Below are 17,920 nucleotides of genomic sequence, written 5' to 3' on the forward strand. Positions count from 1 at the left end.
CAGGATTTGACAATTACTCGTCGAAACGAGCGGTGTACCGCAGGCTGGAGTTGCTCCAGCGCTCAGGCTCGATGGCGGCGCCGATCGGCGGGGTGAAGTCCGCCCTGTGCGTGACCCACGGCGTCTGAGGGGACCGCCAGGACATGCTCGTCAGCTCCACCTCGATGCCCGGCGAGTCAAGGTATGTCAGCCAGGTCATCCGGGCAGGTCGTGCCGCGGAATGTCCTGCCCGGATAGCAGCCACACCCGGAACGCGAGGTGTGTGACCTCTTTCCCGAGGGCCGGATCGCGTACCTCCTCCTGAGCCATGTCCTCGAACGCAGCGTGCTGCGTGGTGTTCCAGCCAGCGTCGTACGGAAGGGCGCAGTGCCCAATCTGCTCGAGCAGCATCTCGGCCCGCTCACCGCAGTCGCGCCGCCCGTCGTGTACCAGCCGATGCAGCCGCGGCGGCAGCACCACCCGGAGCCCGCCGTGCAGTTCCTGTACGGCCGGGTCGGGCCCCTGCGCGGCGGCCTCACGGAAGGCAGGCGCCCATTCCAACGCCTCCTGCTCCAGCCGTTCCCCGTACCGATACTCAGCCGCCCGGTGCCCGTCCAGGCCGAAGCGTTCGTTCTGGTACGCGTTCTTCCTACGCTGCGCGGCCACCTGGAGGGCGTCGAAGTACGGCGCCCACTCCCCCGGGGGTCGATTATGAACGTTCCGCTCCGGCGCGGGATCGGTGTACCGGTCCCACCACCGAACGCCGTCCGGCTGCCGGCCGCCGTGATCGATCCACGCCGTCGGATGCGCTGAATTCAGCGCGTCCATCATCACCGAGGCGAAGTTCCGGCGCTGGAACTCCGGCTCCACCTCCAGCCCCCACACAGACGCGGCCTGCCCGTCGGGATGGACCAGGAAGTCGATCCGGCCGGCCATCTGACCGTTGACCAGTGCCATCACCCGCCGGGGCGTCCAAGCCCCGGGGATCTTGACCTTCCAATCGGCCAGCCACACGGCGACGCCAGCCTCGTCAAGTCGTGCCTCGGCCCCCGCAACGTCCGGCTACTTCCCCGCAGGGGGCAGCCCTACCGGTGAGACGACGCGGCTGCTCGCCCTCCGGACGCCGGCGCGGTGGTGTACCGCTTCGCGATAGACGTGGCCCACCCTGCGCATGCTCGTGGTGAGCGTGGAATAGAGGGTGTCCTGCACGACGAGCAGCGCGGTCAGCGGCGACGCGGTGAGCGGAGCCGGTTCGCTGCTCAGCATGAGGGCCACCGACGTAGGCGATCACTGCGGCGAACTTCGACCGGATCGTCTGTACGACCACCGGCTCGTTGTGCCGCCGGACGAGATCAACGAACGGGTCGGTGACGTCGGGCACTCTGCGAATCCTCTGGGGCCTACGGGCGCAAGGGGCGACGGCGAACTAGGAATCCGTGGCCGACGCCGCTGGCCTCGCCGTCGCGGCGCCGTCCTCGCGGGCGAGCCGGTGCGGCCACCAGACCTTCGGACCGATGTCCAGGAACAGGGACGTGACGAGGATGGACCGCACGACGAAGGTGTCCAGCAGCACGCCAAGCGCCACCGCGAAGCCGATCTCCGCGAGACCCACGATCGGCAGGGTTCCGAGCGCCGCGAAGGTGCCCGCCAGGACGAGCCCCGCCGAGGTGATCACCGCCCCGGTGGCCGCGAGACCGGTCACCACTCCGGCCCGTGTGCCCTGGTGGAAGGCTTCCTCGCGGATACGGGTGGAGAGGAAGATGTTGTAGTCGATCCCGAGTGCCACCAGGAACACGAACACGAACAGCGGGAAGTCCGTCGACTCGCCCGCGTAGTCGAAGACGTACCGGAAGAAGAGCGCGCTGATGCCGAGCGCGGCGGCGAAGGACAGCACAACCGTCGCGATCAGCAGCAGGGGAGCCACCACCGCGCGCAGCACCAGTGCGAGGACGCACAGCACCACCAGCAGCACCAGAGGGATGATCAGGATGTTGTCGTGCCGCGTGGCGGTGTCCATGTCCAGCAGGGCCGCCGTGCCACCGCCCACCTGCGCGTCGGCGCCCGGCACCGCATGCACGGCGTCCCGGACGCGCTCCACGGTGTCCTTGGCCGCCTCGCTGTCCGCGGGGTCGGTCATCGTCGCCTCGAAGAGCACCTGACCGTCGTGCACCGGCTTCGAGCCGAGAGGTACGCCGATGGATCCGGGCACCACGCCCTGGGTCGACGCGACCGCCCTGCGCACCTGGGCGTTGCGGTCCGCGTCGGCGATGATCACTAGCGGGTTGCCGCTTCCAGCCGGGAAGTAGCGGTCCTGGACCTCCTGGCCGACGATCGAGTCCGGCTTGTCGGTGAAGGAGTCGGCGTTGCTCAGCCCCGCGGCACGCAGTTGCGTCAGCCCCAGGGACAGGGCGGCGAGCACCAGCGCCGTGGCCACCCAGATCGCGCGGGGACGGTGCGCGATCCGCGCCCCCATCCGCGCCCAGACGCCGTGCTCGGTGGGCTCGGCGGAACCGAAGTGGGGGACGGCCGGCCAGAAAACCCTGCGGTCGAAGATGACCAGAAGGGCCGGGAGGAGGGTGATCATGGCGACCAGGGCCACGGCCACGCCGATCGCGGCGACGGGGCCCAGGCCCTTCGTGGAGTTCATCTCGGCGGTCAGCAGGACGAGCATGCCGAGCACCACGGTCCCGCTGCTCGCCAGGATGGCGGGGCCGGCGCGGTGCAGCGCCCGGGCCATGGCCTCGTGACGGTTCTCGTGTCGGCGCAACTCCTCGCGGTAGCGGGCCACCAGGAGCAGGGCGTAGTCGGTGCCCGCGCCGAAGACGAGCACGGTGAGGATGCCGGCGCTCTGGCCGTTGACGGTCAGACCGGTGTGCGTCGCGAGCAGATAGATGACGGCCTGCGCGCTGAAGAGCGCGGCGACGGCCGCGAGCACCGGCAGGATGAGCAGGGTCGGGCTGCGGTAGGTGATCAGGAGCATCACGACCACTACGCCGAGCGCGGCGAACAGCAGGGTCGAGTCGATGCCCTCGAAGGCGTCGGCGGAGTCGGCCGTGACACCGCCGGGCCCGGTGATGTGGACGGCGAGGCCGTTGCCGCCGGTGCCCACGACGTCCCGGATGGAGTCGACGGCGGGCCCGATGCGCTCCCACCCGTCCTCGTCCATGGTGACGGGAACGAAGACCTGGGCCGCCTGGGGCGGGATGGTCCTGTTGTAGACAGGGCCCCGGGTCTCCCAGCCTCTGACGCCGTCCGCCCGCAGCGTCTTCAGCTGCAGGGTGTCCGCGGCGATCTGTGCGCGGTCCTTCGTGGTCAGCCCGTCCTCACGGGCGTACACGACGATCGCCGTGATGATCTCGGGTCGGAAACCCTTCGAGGTCTCCAGTACCTGGGTGGACTCGGCGCTGCTCGGCAGCCAGGAGGTGGCGTCGTTGTCCTGTGCGCCGGTGAGCTTCTGGGCGAGGGGCGCCGCGACGACGAAGACGATCAGCCACAGGGCCACGACCAGCCATTTGGTGCGTGGGCCGCAGATCAGCCAGGCCACGCCGTTCCGTCGAGGCCGCTGTACGTCCGGCATACCATTCCCCATCGCTTCGTCATGAGTGGCATGGCTGCCCTCGGGACGGCGGCCGTCGACGTCGCCCTCGCGCGGCAGCGAAAAGCCCCGGCCGCCCGCGGGCCCGGCCCGTGCGGGAGACAGTAAGTGGCGCTGTGCCAGGCGGGCCCGCGACATGCCGTCCGCGCCGCCCCGGGCCCCGGTTGGGCTATGAGGCGGGGGTCGGTGAAGGTCTTGGTCCAGCTTGACCGCCCTCCGCGTGTGCGGGCGAGGCCGCCGCGCGGCCGTCAGCAGGGGCCACCATGTCGGAGTACCGCCCGACCGCACGTTGGAGACGAGAACTGGATGACGACCGAGGATCGCGGCGCCGCAGGCCCGTACACCGAGTACGACGGCCTGCCCGTCCTGCACGTCCGCCTCACGGCAGTCCGGTTGGGACGCTCGCGCGGCGGCCTGACCAGCAAGGTCCACCTCGCCTCCGATATCCACTGCCGCCCGCTCTCTCCTTCGTCCTGACCGAGAGGCAGGCGGCCGACAGCCCCCACTTCATCCCGGTCCTGGACGAGATCAAGGTCCGCGGCCCCGTCGGTCGCCCAAGGCGTGGCGCGGTCTGGCCACGCGCTACGGCAAGACACCCGAGAGCTACCTTGCCGGGCTCCACCTGCCCGGGGCGAAGATCTGGCTTCGCAGCCTCCGCCCCACTACGTGATCACGACTGGTGCGGGCCGTGGAAGGCTGATGTGCCGCCGTGGGGGCCCCGTCCATGGACCAGGGGCAGGAAGACCTCGTCGACGATCTCGGCGAGGACGGCGTCGGGCACGGTTGGGACTCCGAGCATCACGTACTCGTTGCGCAGCAGCGCCATGGGCGCGTACGCGACTCGCGGGTGCAGTGCCTCGGGCGCGGCGTCTCCGCGGGCGGCCGCCCGGCCGAGCATGGTCAGCCAGGCTGCCTCGTGCGCGCTCTCCGCCGCCGGGTCGCGCAGTTCGGCCAGGAGCTCCGGAGTGCTGCCGGCCGCCGCGATCAGGCCGCGCAGGATCTCCCCGTACGGTGATGACCAGGTGCTGTTCGCGCGCCGCAGCATCTCCAGGGTGTCGCCGCGCAGCGAGCCGGTGTCCGGCAGCACAGTCTCAGTCGCGGCCAGCCGGCGGTACGCCGCGACGCCGAGCGCGACGCGGTTGGGCCAGCGCCGGTACAGCGTGTTTTTGTTCGTCCCGGCCCGCCGGGCCACCTCGTCCATCGTCAGGGCCGGTGCGCCGGACTCCTTCAGCACCTCGGCAGCCGCTTGCAGGATGGCCTCCTCCAGTTCGGCCCCGCGTCGCCGCGTCGCCGATGTCTGCCGCAGTTCCTTCCCGGCTTGTGCCACCGGCCGTCCTCTCTGCGCCGTGAAGGCGCTGAGGTCGTCTTCCTTACCGGCTCGGAGATCTCCCTCTTCACCATCGGTATGCTCCCCGGCGACACCTATGAGGAACGCGCCGCCGTCCTCGCCAACCCGCAGCAATCACGGGCCGCACTGCCCGGGCTCCCCGCCCAGGCCAACGCTTTCCTCGGCAAGGCGGTCGCTGCGGTGCGCGCCCGGTTCGGGTACGCCTCACTTCCGTTCGAGGGTGTGGACTGGGCGCCGTTCGACATAGTTGCCACCGACGCCGGCTACCGAGACGCGCAGACCGCCGACCGGCTCGCCGAGGGTTTGCGGGCATTGACCGCACACGGCAAGCCGGCCGCCGTCACGGAGTTCGGCTGTACCACCTACCGAGGGGCCGCCGATGCCGGCGGCCGGGGAGACGCCGTCGTCGCGTGGGACGACCGCGCCCGTCCGGTGCGGTTCACCAGCCCCGTGGCCCGTGATGAACAGGAACAAGCCGACTACCTGCGTGAACTCATAGACGCCCTCGACGAGTCCGCCATCGACGCGGCCTTTGTCAACACCTTCGCCCGCTACGACCTCCCGCACGCGGGCGCCGACGACGACCGTGACTTCGACAAAGCGTCCTTCGGCGTGGTCAAGGTCCTCGACGGCGGCCGCACCGGAATCGCGTACCCGAGCCTGCCCTGGGAGCCCAAAGCCGCTTTTCACGCGCTCGTGAAGTATGGCCGCAGCCGGATCCGCACAAGCTCCGACCCAGTTGCAGGAGGGTGAAGGTCGGGTGGCTGCCGTCCGTGACGGCAACCACCCGACTGCTTGATCGCGGCTGAAGACAGGCCCTAACTAGTGCTGCTCAGGTCCAGAGCTGCTGGAGCGACCGTCCGTGCTCCCGGACGCGGGCGGAGACGATGGCCGGCGGAGAGCGGCCATCAGATACGCCGCAGCCGTAAGGAGCGGCCCTGAGCAGGCGGCCGCCAGGCCCAGCGTTTTGATGGTCTGCCGTGCCGTACTCACTGTGGGCCGACAGGTCGGGTCACACTCCCACTCGGTCGCCCAACCCGTCCTCGCAGCAGTGAGCGCGGCACACCCTGTGAGGAAGAGTGCGATCCCGAACCAGAACATTCTGCGAGCGGCGCGCTCTTACCCTCGCGAGTATCTGTCGACCATTCCAATACGGTGCCACTCATGATGCTTTGTCGGCAACGGCGCGGGAGGCGCGCCATGGCCCCGGGACCCGTGAGGAGCTCGAGCCGATCACCGGCCAGGTCGTCGGTTTCGTTCTGACCGGGAGGGCCTGCTCAAGGTCTACGTCAGCGGCGACAACGCAACGCTCGACCTGGTCAAGGAGATCGCCGAACGCTTCGGCACGGTGGACACCGCCATCCTGTTCGCCGGGGCCCCTGCTTTCCCCTGCTCTTCGGCGGCGCGCTGATCGTCCTCGACAGCGCGCAGGCCGCCGACGCCGCCAAAGCACTCGGCGCCCGCCGGGTGGCCCCCCGTCCACTACGACAGCTGGGCCCACTTCACCGAGGGCCGAGACGAACTCGTCGCCGTCTTCACCGACGCCGGCTGGCTGGCCGAGGGGCTCGCGGACCGCGGAGCGGGAGCGTCCGGCTGAGGACGAGGTTGGTGGTAGTGCTGCCGAACTCGGCCAGCTCGTCGACGATCTCCTCCAGGTGTGCCATCGATGTGGTCGCCACCTTCATGACGTAGCAGTCGTCTCCGGTGGTGCGCAGGCACTCCAGGATCTCCGGGCGCTCCCCGAGCAGCCGGCGCAGCGGCTCATGCCGGGTCCCCGGCCCCGGGTACTTGAGCCGGACCACCGCCATCACCGGGTACCCGGTCCGCTCCAGGTCCACCTCCGCCCGGTACCTCGTGATCACCCCGGCCGCCTCAAGGCGTCGCACCCGCTCCGTCGTCGCCGAGGTGCTCAGGTTCACCCGCCGCGCCAGCTCCGTGAACGCGATCCGTCCGTCCCGCTGGACTTCATCCAGGATCGCCCAGTCCGTCGCGTCAAGACTCTCGGTCATCCGGCCAGATTACCGGTAGATCCACGGAGGAACCGCGCCAGTACAGGCAGGAATCCCTTCTGTCGGCCCTTCCGGCCTGGCTAGGCTCGGCATCATGAAGATCGGCGTCAACGTCCTCAACTTCGGCCCCGGAACCGACCCGGGAGTCCTGCGAAACTGGGCTCGGACCGTGGAAGGCCTGGGCTTCGACCTACTGATGATCTCGGACCACGTAGCCATCACGCCCGACGTCGCCGAGCGCTATCCCGCACCCTTCTACGAGCCGTTCACCACCTTGTCCTGGCTCGCCGGCCTCACCACTCGTATCCGGCTCGGCACGACGGTCCTCATCGCTCCCTACCGGCACCCGCTGCTCACCGCACGGATGGCGGCCAACCTGGACGAACTGAGCGGGGGCCGGCTGGTCCTCGGCGTGGGAGTGGGCTGGGCACGGCAGGAGTTCGCCGCCCTCGGCATCCCGTTCGAGCAGCGCGGACGGCTGACCGACGACCACCTGCGGGACATGCGGGCCGCCTGGAAAGACACCGCCTCATACGGAGACCGCGAGATCCCGGTGTGGGTCGGCGGCAACAGCGACGCGGGACTACGCCGGGCCGTACGCCTCGGAGACGCATGGCACCCGCTGCGCCCCACCTCGCCGTGGTTGCGCGAAGCCGCGGTCAGACTGAAGGCGTACGCGGACGAGCAACACCTCCCCGTCCCCGCCCTGGCCCCCCGGATCGCCCTCAAACCCACCAAGGAGCCGGTCAGCGGACCTGACCGGCTCGCCGGTGAGGGCACCATCGACCAGATCATGGACGACCTCGACCAACTGCGGCTGCTGGGCGCCGAGACCGTCGTCCTCGACACGTACAACGGCGACCCCCGCGAGACCCACCACCCGCAGGCGGCCTGGCAGGCCCTCGCCACCGTGGCCGCGCACTTCCATGCGCCCGGCACCAGAATGGAGCAGTCATGACCACACCAGAAGACCAAGTCCTCCTCCGTCAGGCCATCGAGCTCGCGGCCAAGGCACGAGCGAACGGCAACCCGCCGTTCGGATCGCTGCTGGCGGGACCGGACGGGACGGTCCTGGCCGAGGAACACAACACGACCCGCACCGACAACGACGTCACCGCGCACCCGGAACTGAAGCTGGCGAGGTGGGCCGCGCGGGAGCTGGACGCGGACACGGCGGCGGGCACCACGATGTACACAAGTTGCGAGCCGTGTGGGATGTGCGAGGCGGTCATCCAATGGGCGGGGCTGCGGCGGGTGGTGTTCGCGCTGTCGAGCGAACAGCTCCTGGACATCAGGCCAGGCAGCCGACGACCGCCCGTGCCGAAGGACGGCCCCGCGCTGCTCGACGAGGTGCGAGCCGTGTTCGAGGGGTACTACCGCTGACCGTCGGGCACGAGAGAGACGGGCCCCTCCAGAGTGAAACGCACTTGCCCCCCGGCCGGCATCCACGGACGGCCGGGATCAGGCGGTGAGCGCGCTGATATCGGCGAGCGCGATCATGGCGGGTGCCGCCGAGCCGCATGAGGCGGGCGATGTCCGCGTGAAGCGCGCGGCCGAGATGGCGACCTTGTAGTCGCTCGCGAAAGAGCGTCTTCGAACGGCTGCCGATCGCGGCGAGTATGTCTACCTTTTGGAAGACGGACTGAGCTTCGAGGGCGTCGTCGGCTGGAGTGAAGTCGTGGCGCGGGGGTTCACGAACGTGGAGTACGAGGTCTCCTGCCATGACTGTGCAGCGGGCCCTCATTGGCCTCGGCGAGCGTGGGTTCCTCTCGACCAGCGGTGATTACCCGATGTCGGACGATCACGTGGAGACGCTCGTAGCGTCGGTGGCGACGGCGGCAGCCGGCGAGCCAGGAGCCTTCGTCCACTCGGAGAAACGCCGATGAGCCGTCGCCCCCGACGGGCCGAACGAAGCAGTGGGCAACCCAACTCGTCCGGCACCAGCCGCTCAACGATCCCCGCCGTGTTGCGTTCCCTACATTTCCCATCGATTCACTAGGAAAGCATTGACGGCCCGCCCAGCGGTGCGCAGGATGATGCACATGGCCCACACACAGCAGCGACTCGTTCGTCGTCGGCATGTCGACTTTGGTCACGTCGTCAGCGCCGCCTGCTGTCGCGTGTAGGGCACGCCGCTCACACGTTGCGCGTGCCGCTCCGCTCCTTCTCTCATCACAGGTGATCGGCAAACCCACCAGTGCGCCTGATGGCGCGACGTACTCCTGAAGGACGACCGCCATGACCACGGCACTTCCGGCCCAGGCCACTCCATCGGGTTCGCCACTCCCCGACATGCGCCATCTCCGCCTCGTGGGCGACACCTGGCGGTTCGGCGACGAGGGAAACGGTTCCTCTCCCCTCATCGGCTACCTCGTGCTCGTCCCCGAGGGCACCGATCCCGCCCAGATCTTCGCGAAGAACGTGACGCGACCGGAGATCCGACCGGTCACCTATACGGACGCGTCTCCCGTGCAGCAGACGGGAGGCGGTGCCGTCCGCATCGATCCCGCGCGACATGTCGCAGAACTGAACGGACGCGAACTCGATCTCACTTACCTGGAGTTCGGGCTGCTGGCCCATCTCGTTCGGCATCCTCACCAGGTGCACTCGCGCGAACAACTGATGGTCGACATCTGGGGCTACGACCACATCGGCGACGGCCGCACCGTCGACGTCCACATCGCGCGCCTGCGCCGCAAGCTGGGCAGGGCTCACCGGCACCGCATCGTCACCGTACGGCGCGTGGGCTACACGTACGTGCCCGACCAGCAGGAGAGCACCAACACCGCACCTTGCCGCCGTCCTTGAGGAGACCACCACCATGGGCGTTGCCACTGCGCCGTCCGGCCCCGCCCCGGAATCCGACCGGAGCGGGCCCGGCCGCGCGCACTGGCTGCGCGTGGGCCGCGAAACTGCTGACGACCTGGCCACTGACGCGGTGACCAGGGAGCAAGCGGGCAAGGCCCCCTTCGACGAGGTGGCCCGACTGCGTGAAGCGGGGCTGCTGACCCTCCTCATACCGGCCGAGCTCGGGGGAGGCGGCGCGGACTGGCCCACGGCCTACGCGGTCGTCCGCGAGATCGCCGCCGCCGACGGCGCGATCGGTCAGCTGCTCGGCTGTCACTACTTTCTGTCGTCGAGCGCCCGGTTCTTCGCCGGGCCCGCCCTCGCCGCTCAGGTCGAGCGGCAGTCCGCGGCGGAGCAGTGGTGCTGGGGTGGTGGCTTCGCCCATCAGGAACTGCCTCTGACGCTGGTCAGGAAGGCCGGTGGCTATGTGCTCGACGGTCGCCAGAGCTACGCCACCGGGATTCTGGTCGCCGACCACCTCGCCGTGCGAGCCGAGCTGGCCGACACCGGCGAACCACTCGCCGTCGTCGTCCATTCCGCCCGGCACGGCGTGAGGATCGACGGCGACGTCGACACCTTCGGCCAGCGGCTCGCGGCCGGCGGGAGCGTGGAGTTCGACGCCGTACCGGTCGCCTCCCACGACGTACTCGGCTCCCTGTCCGCGGACGAGGACGTTCTGTCACCCCTGGCTGCTCTGACATCGCCGGTCGGGCGGCTTCTCTCGGTCCAGGTCCTTCTCGGCATCGCTGAGGGAGTGCTCGCCGAAGCCCGCGAGTACAGCCGGGTGGGCCACTCGCCCTGGCACCCGGCCTGGCCGGACGGCTCGCCCCAGGACCCGCAGGTGCTGACCGTCTACGGCGAACTCACCGTCCTGACCCGCTCCGCGTCCGCGCTCGCCGATCAAGCACGGGAAGCCGTGCACGGCGGGCTGGCACGCGGCGAAGACCTCACCTACGACGAGTACGCGGAGATCTCCGTCCTCGTGGCCATGGCCGAGGCCGCCGCTTCCAGGGCTGCGCAGGAGTCCACCTCCCGCGCCCTCGACATCATCGGCTCCCGCTCCGCGTCCTCGCGTCTGGGCTTCGACCGCTTCTGGCGCAATGCCAGGACCCACACGTTGTACGAGCCCGCCGCCCACCGGCTCCGCGACGTCGGGGACTACTTCCTCAACGGTGCGCACCCTCCGTTCGTCCTGCCTGTCCGGCCTTGAGGACCCGAAACTCCGGATCTGCGACAAGGGGACTGCTCCGAATAACGAATTGGCTCGGCATCTCCCGGCCGGACTCGGCGTGATCGGGATTCGCCACGCAACCTGACATCAAGGCAATTGTGAACGCCTTACTTCGCTTGCATGTCGGGCTGTTCAGGATATGAGACATAGGCGCACGCGGCGTTGACGTGGCCAGATATCGCTGCAACTCTCTTGGCTGTGAGCAACTTCGAGAACCTCGCCGCGCGCCTGCACGTCGATCTGCGACGTCAGGCCAGCGCCATCTGTGCCGTCGGCCACTGAACCCGCTGACGGGCGCTGCTCTCTCCCGCTCCATTTCTAAGTCTGCTGCTACGACCCTGCCACTTCTGTCGTAGATCACTGATTTCTCGCAGGCATTCCTGCCGAGGTCTCTTTCCCCATTCTGTGTCCGCCTTGCCGCGCTCAACTGCCGAGGCACGCTTTCGGCTGGGGCTTCCTCATGCCAAGGAACCCCCTACAGACGTCGCTTCTCGCCATTTCAGGAAGCACGTCCGCCGATTCCACTTCAGTCCCCCCAATCGTTTGAACAGGACCTTTCCATGGCCAGTACGGCATCGACCCGACGTCAGTTCCTCTCTCTGCTCGGACTTTCGGCGGTGGCCGTGAGCTGCGGGACCACCGCGATCGGAGCCAACTCCGGCAAGGGCCAGACCAGGACGCTCCGGTACCAAGGCTGGGCCGGCCAGGTCACGTTGCCGGAGCTGGCCGAGGATCTCGGCTATCTGGAGGACGTGAAGCTGAAGTGGGTCGGCAACACCATCAGCGGGCCGCAGGACATCCAGTCCGCGGCCACGGGCCAGATCGACTTCGGCGGAGCCTTCAACGGCGCGGTCGTCAAACTGGCCGCGAACAACGCCCCCATCAAGGCCGTCATCAGCTACTACGGCGCCGACAAATACGCCTACAACGGCTTCTACGTCCTCAGCGACGGCCCGATCCGCTCGGCCCGGGACCTGGTCGGCAAGAAGGTCGGGATGAACACCCTCGGAGCCCACTCGGAGGCCATGCTCGACATCTATCTGCAGCGAGGCGGCCTGTCCCGGGCGGACATCGGCAAGGTCGAGCCACTCGTGGTGCCTCCGGTCAACACCGAGCAGGCGCTACGTCAGAAGCAGATCGATGTGGCTGTGCTCGGCGGCATCCTGCGCGACAAGGCCCTGGCCACCGGGGGTATCCGCCCGCTATTCACCGACTATCAACTCCTCGGCGCGTTCAGCGCCGGCACGTACGTGATGACGGACCGCTTCCTGAAGCAAAGCCCCGACACTGCCCGGATCTTCGTCACCGCCGTGGGGCGGGCCATCGAGTGGTCCCGTTCCACTCCGCGTGCAGAGGTCATCTCCCGGATGACGGACATCGTGAAGAAGCGCGGCCGCAATGAGGACACCGACCCGCTGAAGTACTGGCGGTCCTACGGCGTCGCCGAGACGGCGGGCCGGATCACCGGCAAGGAACTCCAGTTGTGGATCGACTGGCTGGCCGACCGCGGTGACGTCCAGAAGGGCCAAGTCACCCTGTCCGACCTCTACACCAATGAGTTCAATGCCGCCGGCAAGGGCGGTGCGGAGGCTTCCTCAGCGGTCTCCTCCACTTCGACGAGCGGGAGCTGATCCCATGCCGGAATCCACGAAGGAATCCACGAAGGAATCCACCACACCCAAGATCGTGTTCGAGCGCGTGCGGAAGGACTTCGCCGTCAAGGGCCGGCCCGGGAAGGGCCGAGCGGGCACGGACCGCGCGGGGGCTCGGCAAACGACTCAGTTCACCGCCCTCGACGACATCGATCTGGAGATAGCGGCCGGTGAGTTCATCGTCCTGGTCGGTCCCAGCGGCTGCGGAAAGTCGACACTGCTGGATCTGCTCGGCGGCCTCACCCAGGCCACCGGTGGACGGATCCTGTTGGACGGAAAGCTCGTCACCGGCCCGGGCCTGGACCGGGGCATCGTGTTCCAGCAGTACGCGTTGCTGCCGTGGCGCACGGCTCAGGGCAATGTCGAGTTCGGCCTGGAGGCGACCGGTGTCCCACGACGTCACCGTGGAGCGCGGGCCAAGGAGTTCCTGGACCTGGTTGGTCTGTCCGGGTTCGAGGAGCGCCATCCGCACGAGCTGTCGGGCGGGATGCGACAGCGGGTGGCGATTGCCCGCAGCCTCGCCTACGACCCCGATGTCCTGCTCATGGACGAGCCGTTCGCCGCGCTGGACGCCCAGACCCGGGAGTCGCTGCAGGACGAACTGCTGCGCATCTGGCAGCGCACCGGCAAGACCGTCGTCTTCATCACGCACAGCATCGACGAGGCAGTCTACCTGGGACAGCGCGTCGCCGTCATGACATCGAGGCCGGGCCGCATCAAGCAGATCGTGCCGGTTGCCTTCGACTCCCGTACGGCGACGGACGACCTCCGCTCCAGTCCCGAGTTCGCACGACACCGGCACGAGCTCTGGTCGCTGCTGCACGACGAGGTGGCCAAGGCCCAGAAGTTGGAGAAGGAGGAGGCTTCCGTATGAGTCCCATAACCAGCACGGCCACCGAGAAGACCACGGATCCGGGCCCGGTGAGCCCCGCCGAGCCTCTCCTGTCCCCTTCCTCCGCTACGTCTGCCGCGTCCCCGCCATATGACACACCACCGACGGGAGTGCGCCATGTCACCGCCACGGCGGCCCGGGTGCGCCGGGCGGTCCGCCGACTGCCGCACCTGCTGGCCAAGGGGGCGACCAAGTCCGCGGCGATCGTAGCGCTGCTGCTGCTGTGGGAGACCGCACCGCGACTCGGCCTGGTCGACCGGATCTTCCTGCCGCCGTTCAGCGAGGTCGCCCGTGCCTGGTGGGGGCTGGCCCTCGACGGTCAGCTCGCCGACAACGCGGTCGCCAGCCTGGTCCGCTCGTTCAGCGGATTCGGACTCGCGGTGGCCGTCGCCGTGCCGCTCGGCCTTCTGATCGGCTGGTACCGGCCGGTCGCCGACCTCCTCGGACCGCTCCTTGAGGTGTTCCGCAACACCGCGGCGCTGGCCCTGCTGCCGGTGTTCGTACTGCTGCTGGGGATCGGCGAGACCTCGAAGATCTCCATCGTGGTGTACGCGTGCACCTGGCCGATCCTGCTCAACACCATCAGCGCGGTCCGCAACGTCGATCCGACCCTGCTGAAGCTGGCGAAGTCGATGGACCTGTCCGCACCCCGGCTGTTCCAGAAGGTCATCCTGCCCTCCTCGGTGCCGGTGATGTTCACCGGCATCCGGCTGGCGGGAGCGGTGTCGATCCTGGTGCTGGTCGCCGCCGAGATGATCGGCGCCAAGGCGGGCCTCGGCTATCTGATCAACGCCTCGCAGTACAACTTCGCGATCCCGCAGATGTACGCGGGCATCATCACGATCTCCGCCATCGGCGTGACCTTCAACCAGCTCCTGGTCGCCGTCGAGCGGCGGCTCAGTTCCTGGCGCCTACCGGTCGGCGGCTGACTGAGCCGCCCTCTCATCCCCTGTGTCTTCCCTCTCCCGGTCGTCTCGCTGCCCTTGATCCGAGGAACCTCATGACCGCGACCCGCCCCCGTCGGCTCCACCTCAACGCCTTCCTCATGAACGCCGGCCACCACGACGCCGCCTGGCGCCACCCCCGCACCCAGCCCGAACGGGTCACCGATCTGCGCTACTTCCAGCACCTCGCGCGGACCGCCGAGCGCGGTCTGCTCGACTCGGTCTTCCTCGCCGACGGCCTCGCCCTGTGGGGCAAGGTCCGGCACAACGCCCTCGGCGGCTTCGAGCCCCTCACCCTGCTGTCCGCCCTGGCGGCAGTCACCGAGCACATCGGCCTGATCGCCACCGTCTCCACCACCTTCAACGAGCCCTTCCACACGGCCCGCAAGTTCGCCTCCCTGGACCACATCAGCGGTGGCCGGGCCGGCTGGAACATCGTCACCTCCGGCACCGTGAACGAGGCCCGCAACTTCGGGCAGGAGGAGCACCTGGAGCACGGGCTGCGCTACGAGCGGGCACGGGAGTTCGTCGAGGTCGCCACCAAGCTGTGGGACAGCTGGGAGGACGAGGCGATCGTGCTCGACCGTGAACGCGGCGTCTATGCCGACATTGACAAAGTGCGGGAGATCAACCACCGCGGAGAGTACTTCGGGGTGCAAGGCCCCCTGAACGTACCGCGCACCCCTCAGGGATACCCACTGCTGGTGCAGGCCGGTTCGTCGGAGGACGGCAAGGAGTTCGCCGCCCAGTACGCCGAGGCCGTCTTCACCGCGCAGCAGACCCTCGCCGACGGCCAAGCCTTCTACAAGGACCTCAAGTCCCGGATCGCCCGTTACGGCCGCGCCGAGGACCAGTTGCTGGTGCTTCCCGGCATCGCGCCCGTCATCGGGTCGACCGAGGCCGAGGCCCGCGCGCTGGAGCAGGAGTTGACGGATCTTCAGGTGCCCGAGTACGGGCTCGCTCAGCTGTCCGGGATGCTGGGCACCGATCTGAGCGGGCTGCCGCTGGATGGGCCGCTTCCCGAGCTGCCCGAGGAGCGGGACATCAACGGCAACAAGAGCCGCTTCACGCTCGTCGCCGAACTCGCCCGCCGCGACGGCCTCACCCTGCGCGAGCTCATCGCCCGCCTCGGCGCGGGACGCGGCCACCGCGTCTTCGTCGGCACCCCCGAGCAGATAGCCGACCAGCTTGAGGAGTGGTTCACCCAGGGTGCCGCCGACGGCTTCAACATCATGCCGCCCCATCTGCCGGGCGGCCTGGAGGACTTCGTCGACCACGTCGTCCCGATCCTGCAGCGGCGCGGCCTCTTCCGCACCGAGTACACCGGCCGCACCCTGCGCGAGAACTACGGCCTGGCCCGCCCCGCCAACCGGCTGGTCGCGGCGGCCGCAGCGGAAGGACGGCCCGCATGACCGGGCTGGACCTCACTACGGACGTCCTGGTGGTCGGTGGCGGCCCCGCCGCCACCTGGGCCGCGCTCAAGGCGGCCCAGGACGGAGCGGACGTGGTCCTCGCCGACAAGGGCTACTGCGGCACCAGCGGCGCCACCGCCTCCGCCGGCACCGGCGTCTGGTACGTCCCCCCGGAGCCCGCTGCGCGGGAGGCCGCCATGGCGAGCCGGGAGGCACTGGGCGGATTCCTGGCCGACCGACGCTGGATGGCCCGGGTGCTGGACCAGACGTACGCGGGAATGAACGAACTGGCGGCGGCCGGCCGCTACCCCTTCCCCACGGGGCCGGACGGAAAGCAGCTCAGGAACGGCCTGCAGGGACCGGAGTACATGCGCAGGATGCGGATCCGCGTCCAGCGGGCCGGGGCCCGCGTCCTCGACCAGAGTCCGGTCACCGAACTGCTCACCGACCCCTCCGGAGCGGTCGCCGGGGCCAGGGGCCACCGGCGCCAGGCCGGGCAGCCCTACCGGGTGCGCGCCGGGGCGGTCGTCCTGGCCACCGGCGGCTGCGCGTTCCTCAGCGGCGCGCTCGGCTGCAACGTCAACACCGGCGACGGCGCGCTGTTCGCCGCCGAGGTGGGCGCGGAGCTGTCCGGGATGGAGTTCTCCAACGCGTATGGCATCGCACCCGAGGGAACCTCCGTCACCAAGACCGCGTTCTACTCCTTCGCGACCTTCTACCGCGAGGACGGCACGGTCCTTGAGGGAGCGGCCAGCCAGGGCGGCCGGTCCGTCATCGCTCGTACGCTGCTCGACGAGAAGGTGTACTGCCGCCTGGACCGGGCGGGCTCCGCCGCCCGGCAGGCTATGCGGCTGGCCCAGCCGAACTTCTTCCTCACCTTCGACCGGCTCGGCATCGACCCCTTCACCCAGCGCTTCGCCGTCACGCTCCTCGCCGAGGGCACTGTGCGCGGCACCGGCGGCATCCGCATCACCGGTGACGACTGCTCCACCACCGTGCCCGGGCTGTACGCGGCCGGGGACGCGGCGACGCGTGAGCTGATCTGCGGCGGCTTCACCGGCGGCGGCAGCCACAACGCCGCCTGGGCCATCTCCTCCGGCATCTGGGCCGGCCGGGGCGCGGCCCGCCACGCCCGCTCACTCGGCGCCCGCGCCGGTACTGGGCGCCTGATGGCAGCGGGTGGAGCCGGGCTCCGGCCCACCGGGACACCCGGTCCGGCCGGCGACTTCCGCGAAGTCGTCGCCGCGGTTCAGGGCGAGGTGCTGCCGTACGAGACGAACTACCTGCGTCAAGGCGACCGGCTCGCCGCGGCCCTGGAGGTGCTCGACAGCCTCTGGAAGGAGTCGCGCGCCTCACTGCACGCCGGGGGCGCAGACACCGTACGGACCCGGCAGGCCGCGGCGATGACGGCGCACGCCCGCTGGATGTACGCGTCAGCTCTCGCGCGCACCGAGACCCGAGGCATGGCCAAACGACTCGACTTCCCGGCGCAGGATCCCGGGCAGCGCCACCGCATCGTGACGGGCGGCCTCGACCAGGTGTGGACCCGCACCGAGCCCCTGACGACCGCGCCCACCGCATCGACGGCACCGGCCGCACCCCTGGAGGTGGCTTCGTGATCGAACTTGTCTCGGCGGAACGCTGCATCACCTGCGACAAGTGCATCAAGGTCTGCCCGACCAACGTCTTCGACCGCGGCGAGGACGGCGTCCCGGTGCTCGCCCGCCGCGACGACTGCCAGACCTGCTTCCAGTGCGAGGCGAACTGCCCGGCCGACGCGCTCTACGTCGCACCCCTGACCCGCCCACTGCCCGACGACCCCACCGCCCGGGACGAGGAGCACCTGGACCTCACCGGACTGCTCGGCAGTTACCGCCGGCACATCGGCTGGGGACGAGGCCGCACCCCCGGAGCCCTGCGGGCCGTCGGCCCTCCCCTCGGACCACCAGGGTCCAGGGGAACCTCCCTGCCCATCACTTCCTGATGACCTCCGTACTGATCACCTCCTGAA

17 protein-coding genes and 4 pseudogenes are annotated in these 17,920 nt (G+C 69.4%); 15 read left to right on the forward strand and 6 right to left on the reverse strand.

Features of this window, described 5'->3' with window-relative positions:
- Positions 1-13: 13 nt before the first annotated feature.
- From ACFWSK_RS24460 to ACFWSK_RS24475, 4 genes and pseudogenes are all read right to left on the reverse strand, one after another.
- Positions 14-199, reverse strand: coding sequence for a hypothetical protein (locus tag ACFWSK_RS24460; RefSeq protein ID WP_383789966.1), 186 nt, complete (start codon positions 197-199; stop codon positions 14-16).
- Entirely contained in the window at positions 196-993 is a 798-nt protein-coding gene (locus ACFWSK_RS24465) for a hypothetical protein (protein WP_383789969.1), read from the reverse strand. Before ACFWSK_RS24465 ends, ACFWSK_RS24460 begins: the two co-directional genes overlap by 4 nt.
- A 138-nt stretch (positions 994-1,131) precedes the next feature.
- Positions 1,132-1,360: pseudogene (locus tag ACFWSK_RS24470) on the reverse strand (hypothetical protein); the annotation flags it as partial.
- Between the two features lie 45 nt (positions 1,361-1,405).
- Positions 1,406-3,556: an MMPL family transporter gene (locus ACFWSK_RS24475; RefSeq protein WP_383789972.1), complete on the reverse strand. Its 2,151-nt coding sequence runs from the start codon at positions 3,554-3,556 to the stop codon at positions 1,406-1,408.
- Positions 3,557-3,880: 324 nt separating this feature from the next.
- Here ACFWSK_RS24475 and ACFWSK_RS24480 point away from each other — a divergent pair.
- Positions 3,881-3,928: pseudogene (locus tag ACFWSK_RS24480) on the forward strand (hypothetical protein); the annotation flags it as partial.
- A gap of 18 nt (positions 3,929-3,946) precedes the next feature.
- Positions 3,947-4,244, forward strand: a pseudogene (locus tag ACFWSK_RS24485) (hypothetical protein); the annotation flags it as partial.
- Here ACFWSK_RS24485 and ACFWSK_RS24490 read toward each other — a convergent pair.
- Entirely contained in the window at positions 4,245-4,901 is a 657-nt protein-coding gene (locus tag ACFWSK_RS24490) for a TetR/AcrR family transcriptional regulator (RefSeq protein WP_383789975.1), read from the reverse strand. It abuts the pseudogene before it with no gap.
- On the opposite strand from ACFWSK_RS24490, the gene ACFWSK_RS24495 reads away from it, so the two are divergent.
- Complete coding sequence (locus ACFWSK_RS24495; RefSeq protein WP_383789978.1) at positions 4,893-5,675, forward strand: hypothetical protein; 783 nt, start codon at positions 4,893-4,895, stop codon at positions 5,673-5,675. The two genes, ACFWSK_RS24490 and ACFWSK_RS24495, sit on opposite strands and share 9 nt — an antisense overlap.
- A gap of 428 nt (positions 5,676-6,103) precedes the next feature.
- Positions 6,104-6,519: pseudogene (locus tag ACFWSK_RS24500) on the forward strand (MBL fold metallo-hydrolase); the annotation flags it as partial.
- Here the strand turns inward: ACFWSK_RS24500 and ACFWSK_RS24505 are convergent.
- Positions 6,458-6,931 (reverse strand): Lrp/AsnC family transcriptional regulator, encoded by a 474-nt coding sequence (locus tag ACFWSK_RS24505; protein WP_383789981.1) that lies wholly within the window; start codon positions 6,929-6,931, stop codon positions 6,458-6,460. The pseudogene ACFWSK_RS24500 and the gene ACFWSK_RS24505 sit on opposite strands and share 62 nt — an antisense overlap.
- 94 nt (positions 6,932-7,025) lie before the next feature.
- Here ACFWSK_RS24505 and ACFWSK_RS24510 point away from each other — a divergent pair, with 94 nt between their 5' ends.
- From ACFWSK_RS24510 to ACFWSK_RS24560, 11 genes are all read left to right on the forward strand, one after another.
- Positions 7,026-7,889 (forward strand): LLM class flavin-dependent oxidoreductase, encoded by an 864-nt coding sequence (locus tag ACFWSK_RS24510; protein ID WP_383789984.1) that lies wholly within the window; start codon positions 7,026-7,028, stop codon positions 7,887-7,889.
- Positions 7,886-8,314, forward strand: a complete 429-nt coding sequence (locus tag ACFWSK_RS24515) for a nucleoside deaminase (protein ID WP_383789987.1) — start codon at positions 7,886-7,888, stop codon at positions 8,312-8,314. The genes ACFWSK_RS24510 and ACFWSK_RS24515 overlap by 4 nt, the downstream gene beginning before the upstream one ends.
- Before the next feature lie 855 nt (positions 8,315-9,169).
- Positions 9,170-9,739: a winged helix-turn-helix domain-containing protein gene (locus ACFWSK_RS24520; RefSeq protein ID WP_383789990.1), complete on the forward strand. Its 570-nt coding sequence runs from the start codon at positions 9,170-9,172 to the stop codon at positions 9,737-9,739.
- Between the two features lie 13 nt (positions 9,740-9,752).
- Complete coding sequence (locus ACFWSK_RS24525; protein ID WP_383789993.1) at positions 9,753-10,988, forward strand: acyl-CoA dehydrogenase family protein; 1,236 nt, start codon at positions 9,753-9,755, stop codon at positions 10,986-10,988.
- 219 nt (positions 10,989-11,207) lie between these two features.
- Positions 11,208-11,291: a putative leader peptide gene (locus tag ACFWSK_RS24530; RefSeq protein WP_383790108.1), complete on the forward strand. Its 84-nt coding sequence runs from the start codon at positions 11,208-11,210 to the stop codon at positions 11,289-11,291.
- Between the two features lie 278 nt (positions 11,292-11,569).
- Positions 11,570-12,640, forward strand: a complete 1,071-nt coding sequence (locus ACFWSK_RS24535) for an ABC transporter substrate-binding protein (protein ID WP_383789995.1) — start codon at positions 11,570-11,572, stop codon at positions 12,638-12,640.
- A gap of 4 nt (positions 12,641-12,644) precedes the next feature.
- The gene (locus tag ACFWSK_RS24540) at positions 12,645-13,535 is read left to right on the forward strand and encodes an ABC transporter ATP-binding protein (protein WP_383789997.1); all 891 of its coding nucleotides are present in this window, start codon (positions 12,645-12,647) and stop codon (positions 13,533-13,535) included.
- Positions 13,532-14,482, forward strand: coding sequence for an ABC transporter permease (locus tag ACFWSK_RS24545; protein WP_383790000.1), 951 nt, complete (start codon positions 13,532-13,534; stop codon positions 14,480-14,482). Before ACFWSK_RS24540 ends, ACFWSK_RS24545 begins: the two co-directional genes overlap by 4 nt.
- A 71-nt stretch (positions 14,483-14,553) precedes the next feature.
- A complete protein-coding gene (locus ACFWSK_RS24550; RefSeq protein WP_383790003.1) occupies positions 14,554-15,909 on the forward strand; it encodes an LLM class flavin-dependent oxidoreductase in 1,356 nt (451 codons plus the stop codon).
- Positions 15,906-17,528, forward strand: coding sequence for an FAD-binding protein (locus ACFWSK_RS24555; protein ID WP_383790006.1), 1,623 nt, complete (start codon positions 15,906-15,908; stop codon positions 17,526-17,528). The genes ACFWSK_RS24550 and ACFWSK_RS24555 overlap by 4 nt, the downstream gene beginning before the upstream one ends.
- The gene (locus tag ACFWSK_RS24560) at positions 17,525-17,893 is read left to right on the forward strand and encodes a 4Fe-4S dicluster domain-containing protein (protein WP_383790009.1); all 369 of its coding nucleotides are present in this window, start codon (positions 17,525-17,527) and stop codon (positions 17,891-17,893) included. Before ACFWSK_RS24555 ends, ACFWSK_RS24560 begins: the two co-directional genes overlap by 4 nt.
- The last annotated feature ends 27 nt before the right edge of the window (positions 17,894-17,920 follow it).

The sequence above is a fragment of the Streptomyces sp. NPDC058620 genome (genome assembly GCF_042717135.1).
GTDB lineage: Bacteria > Actinomycetota > Actinomycetes > Streptomycetales > Streptomycetaceae > Streptomyces.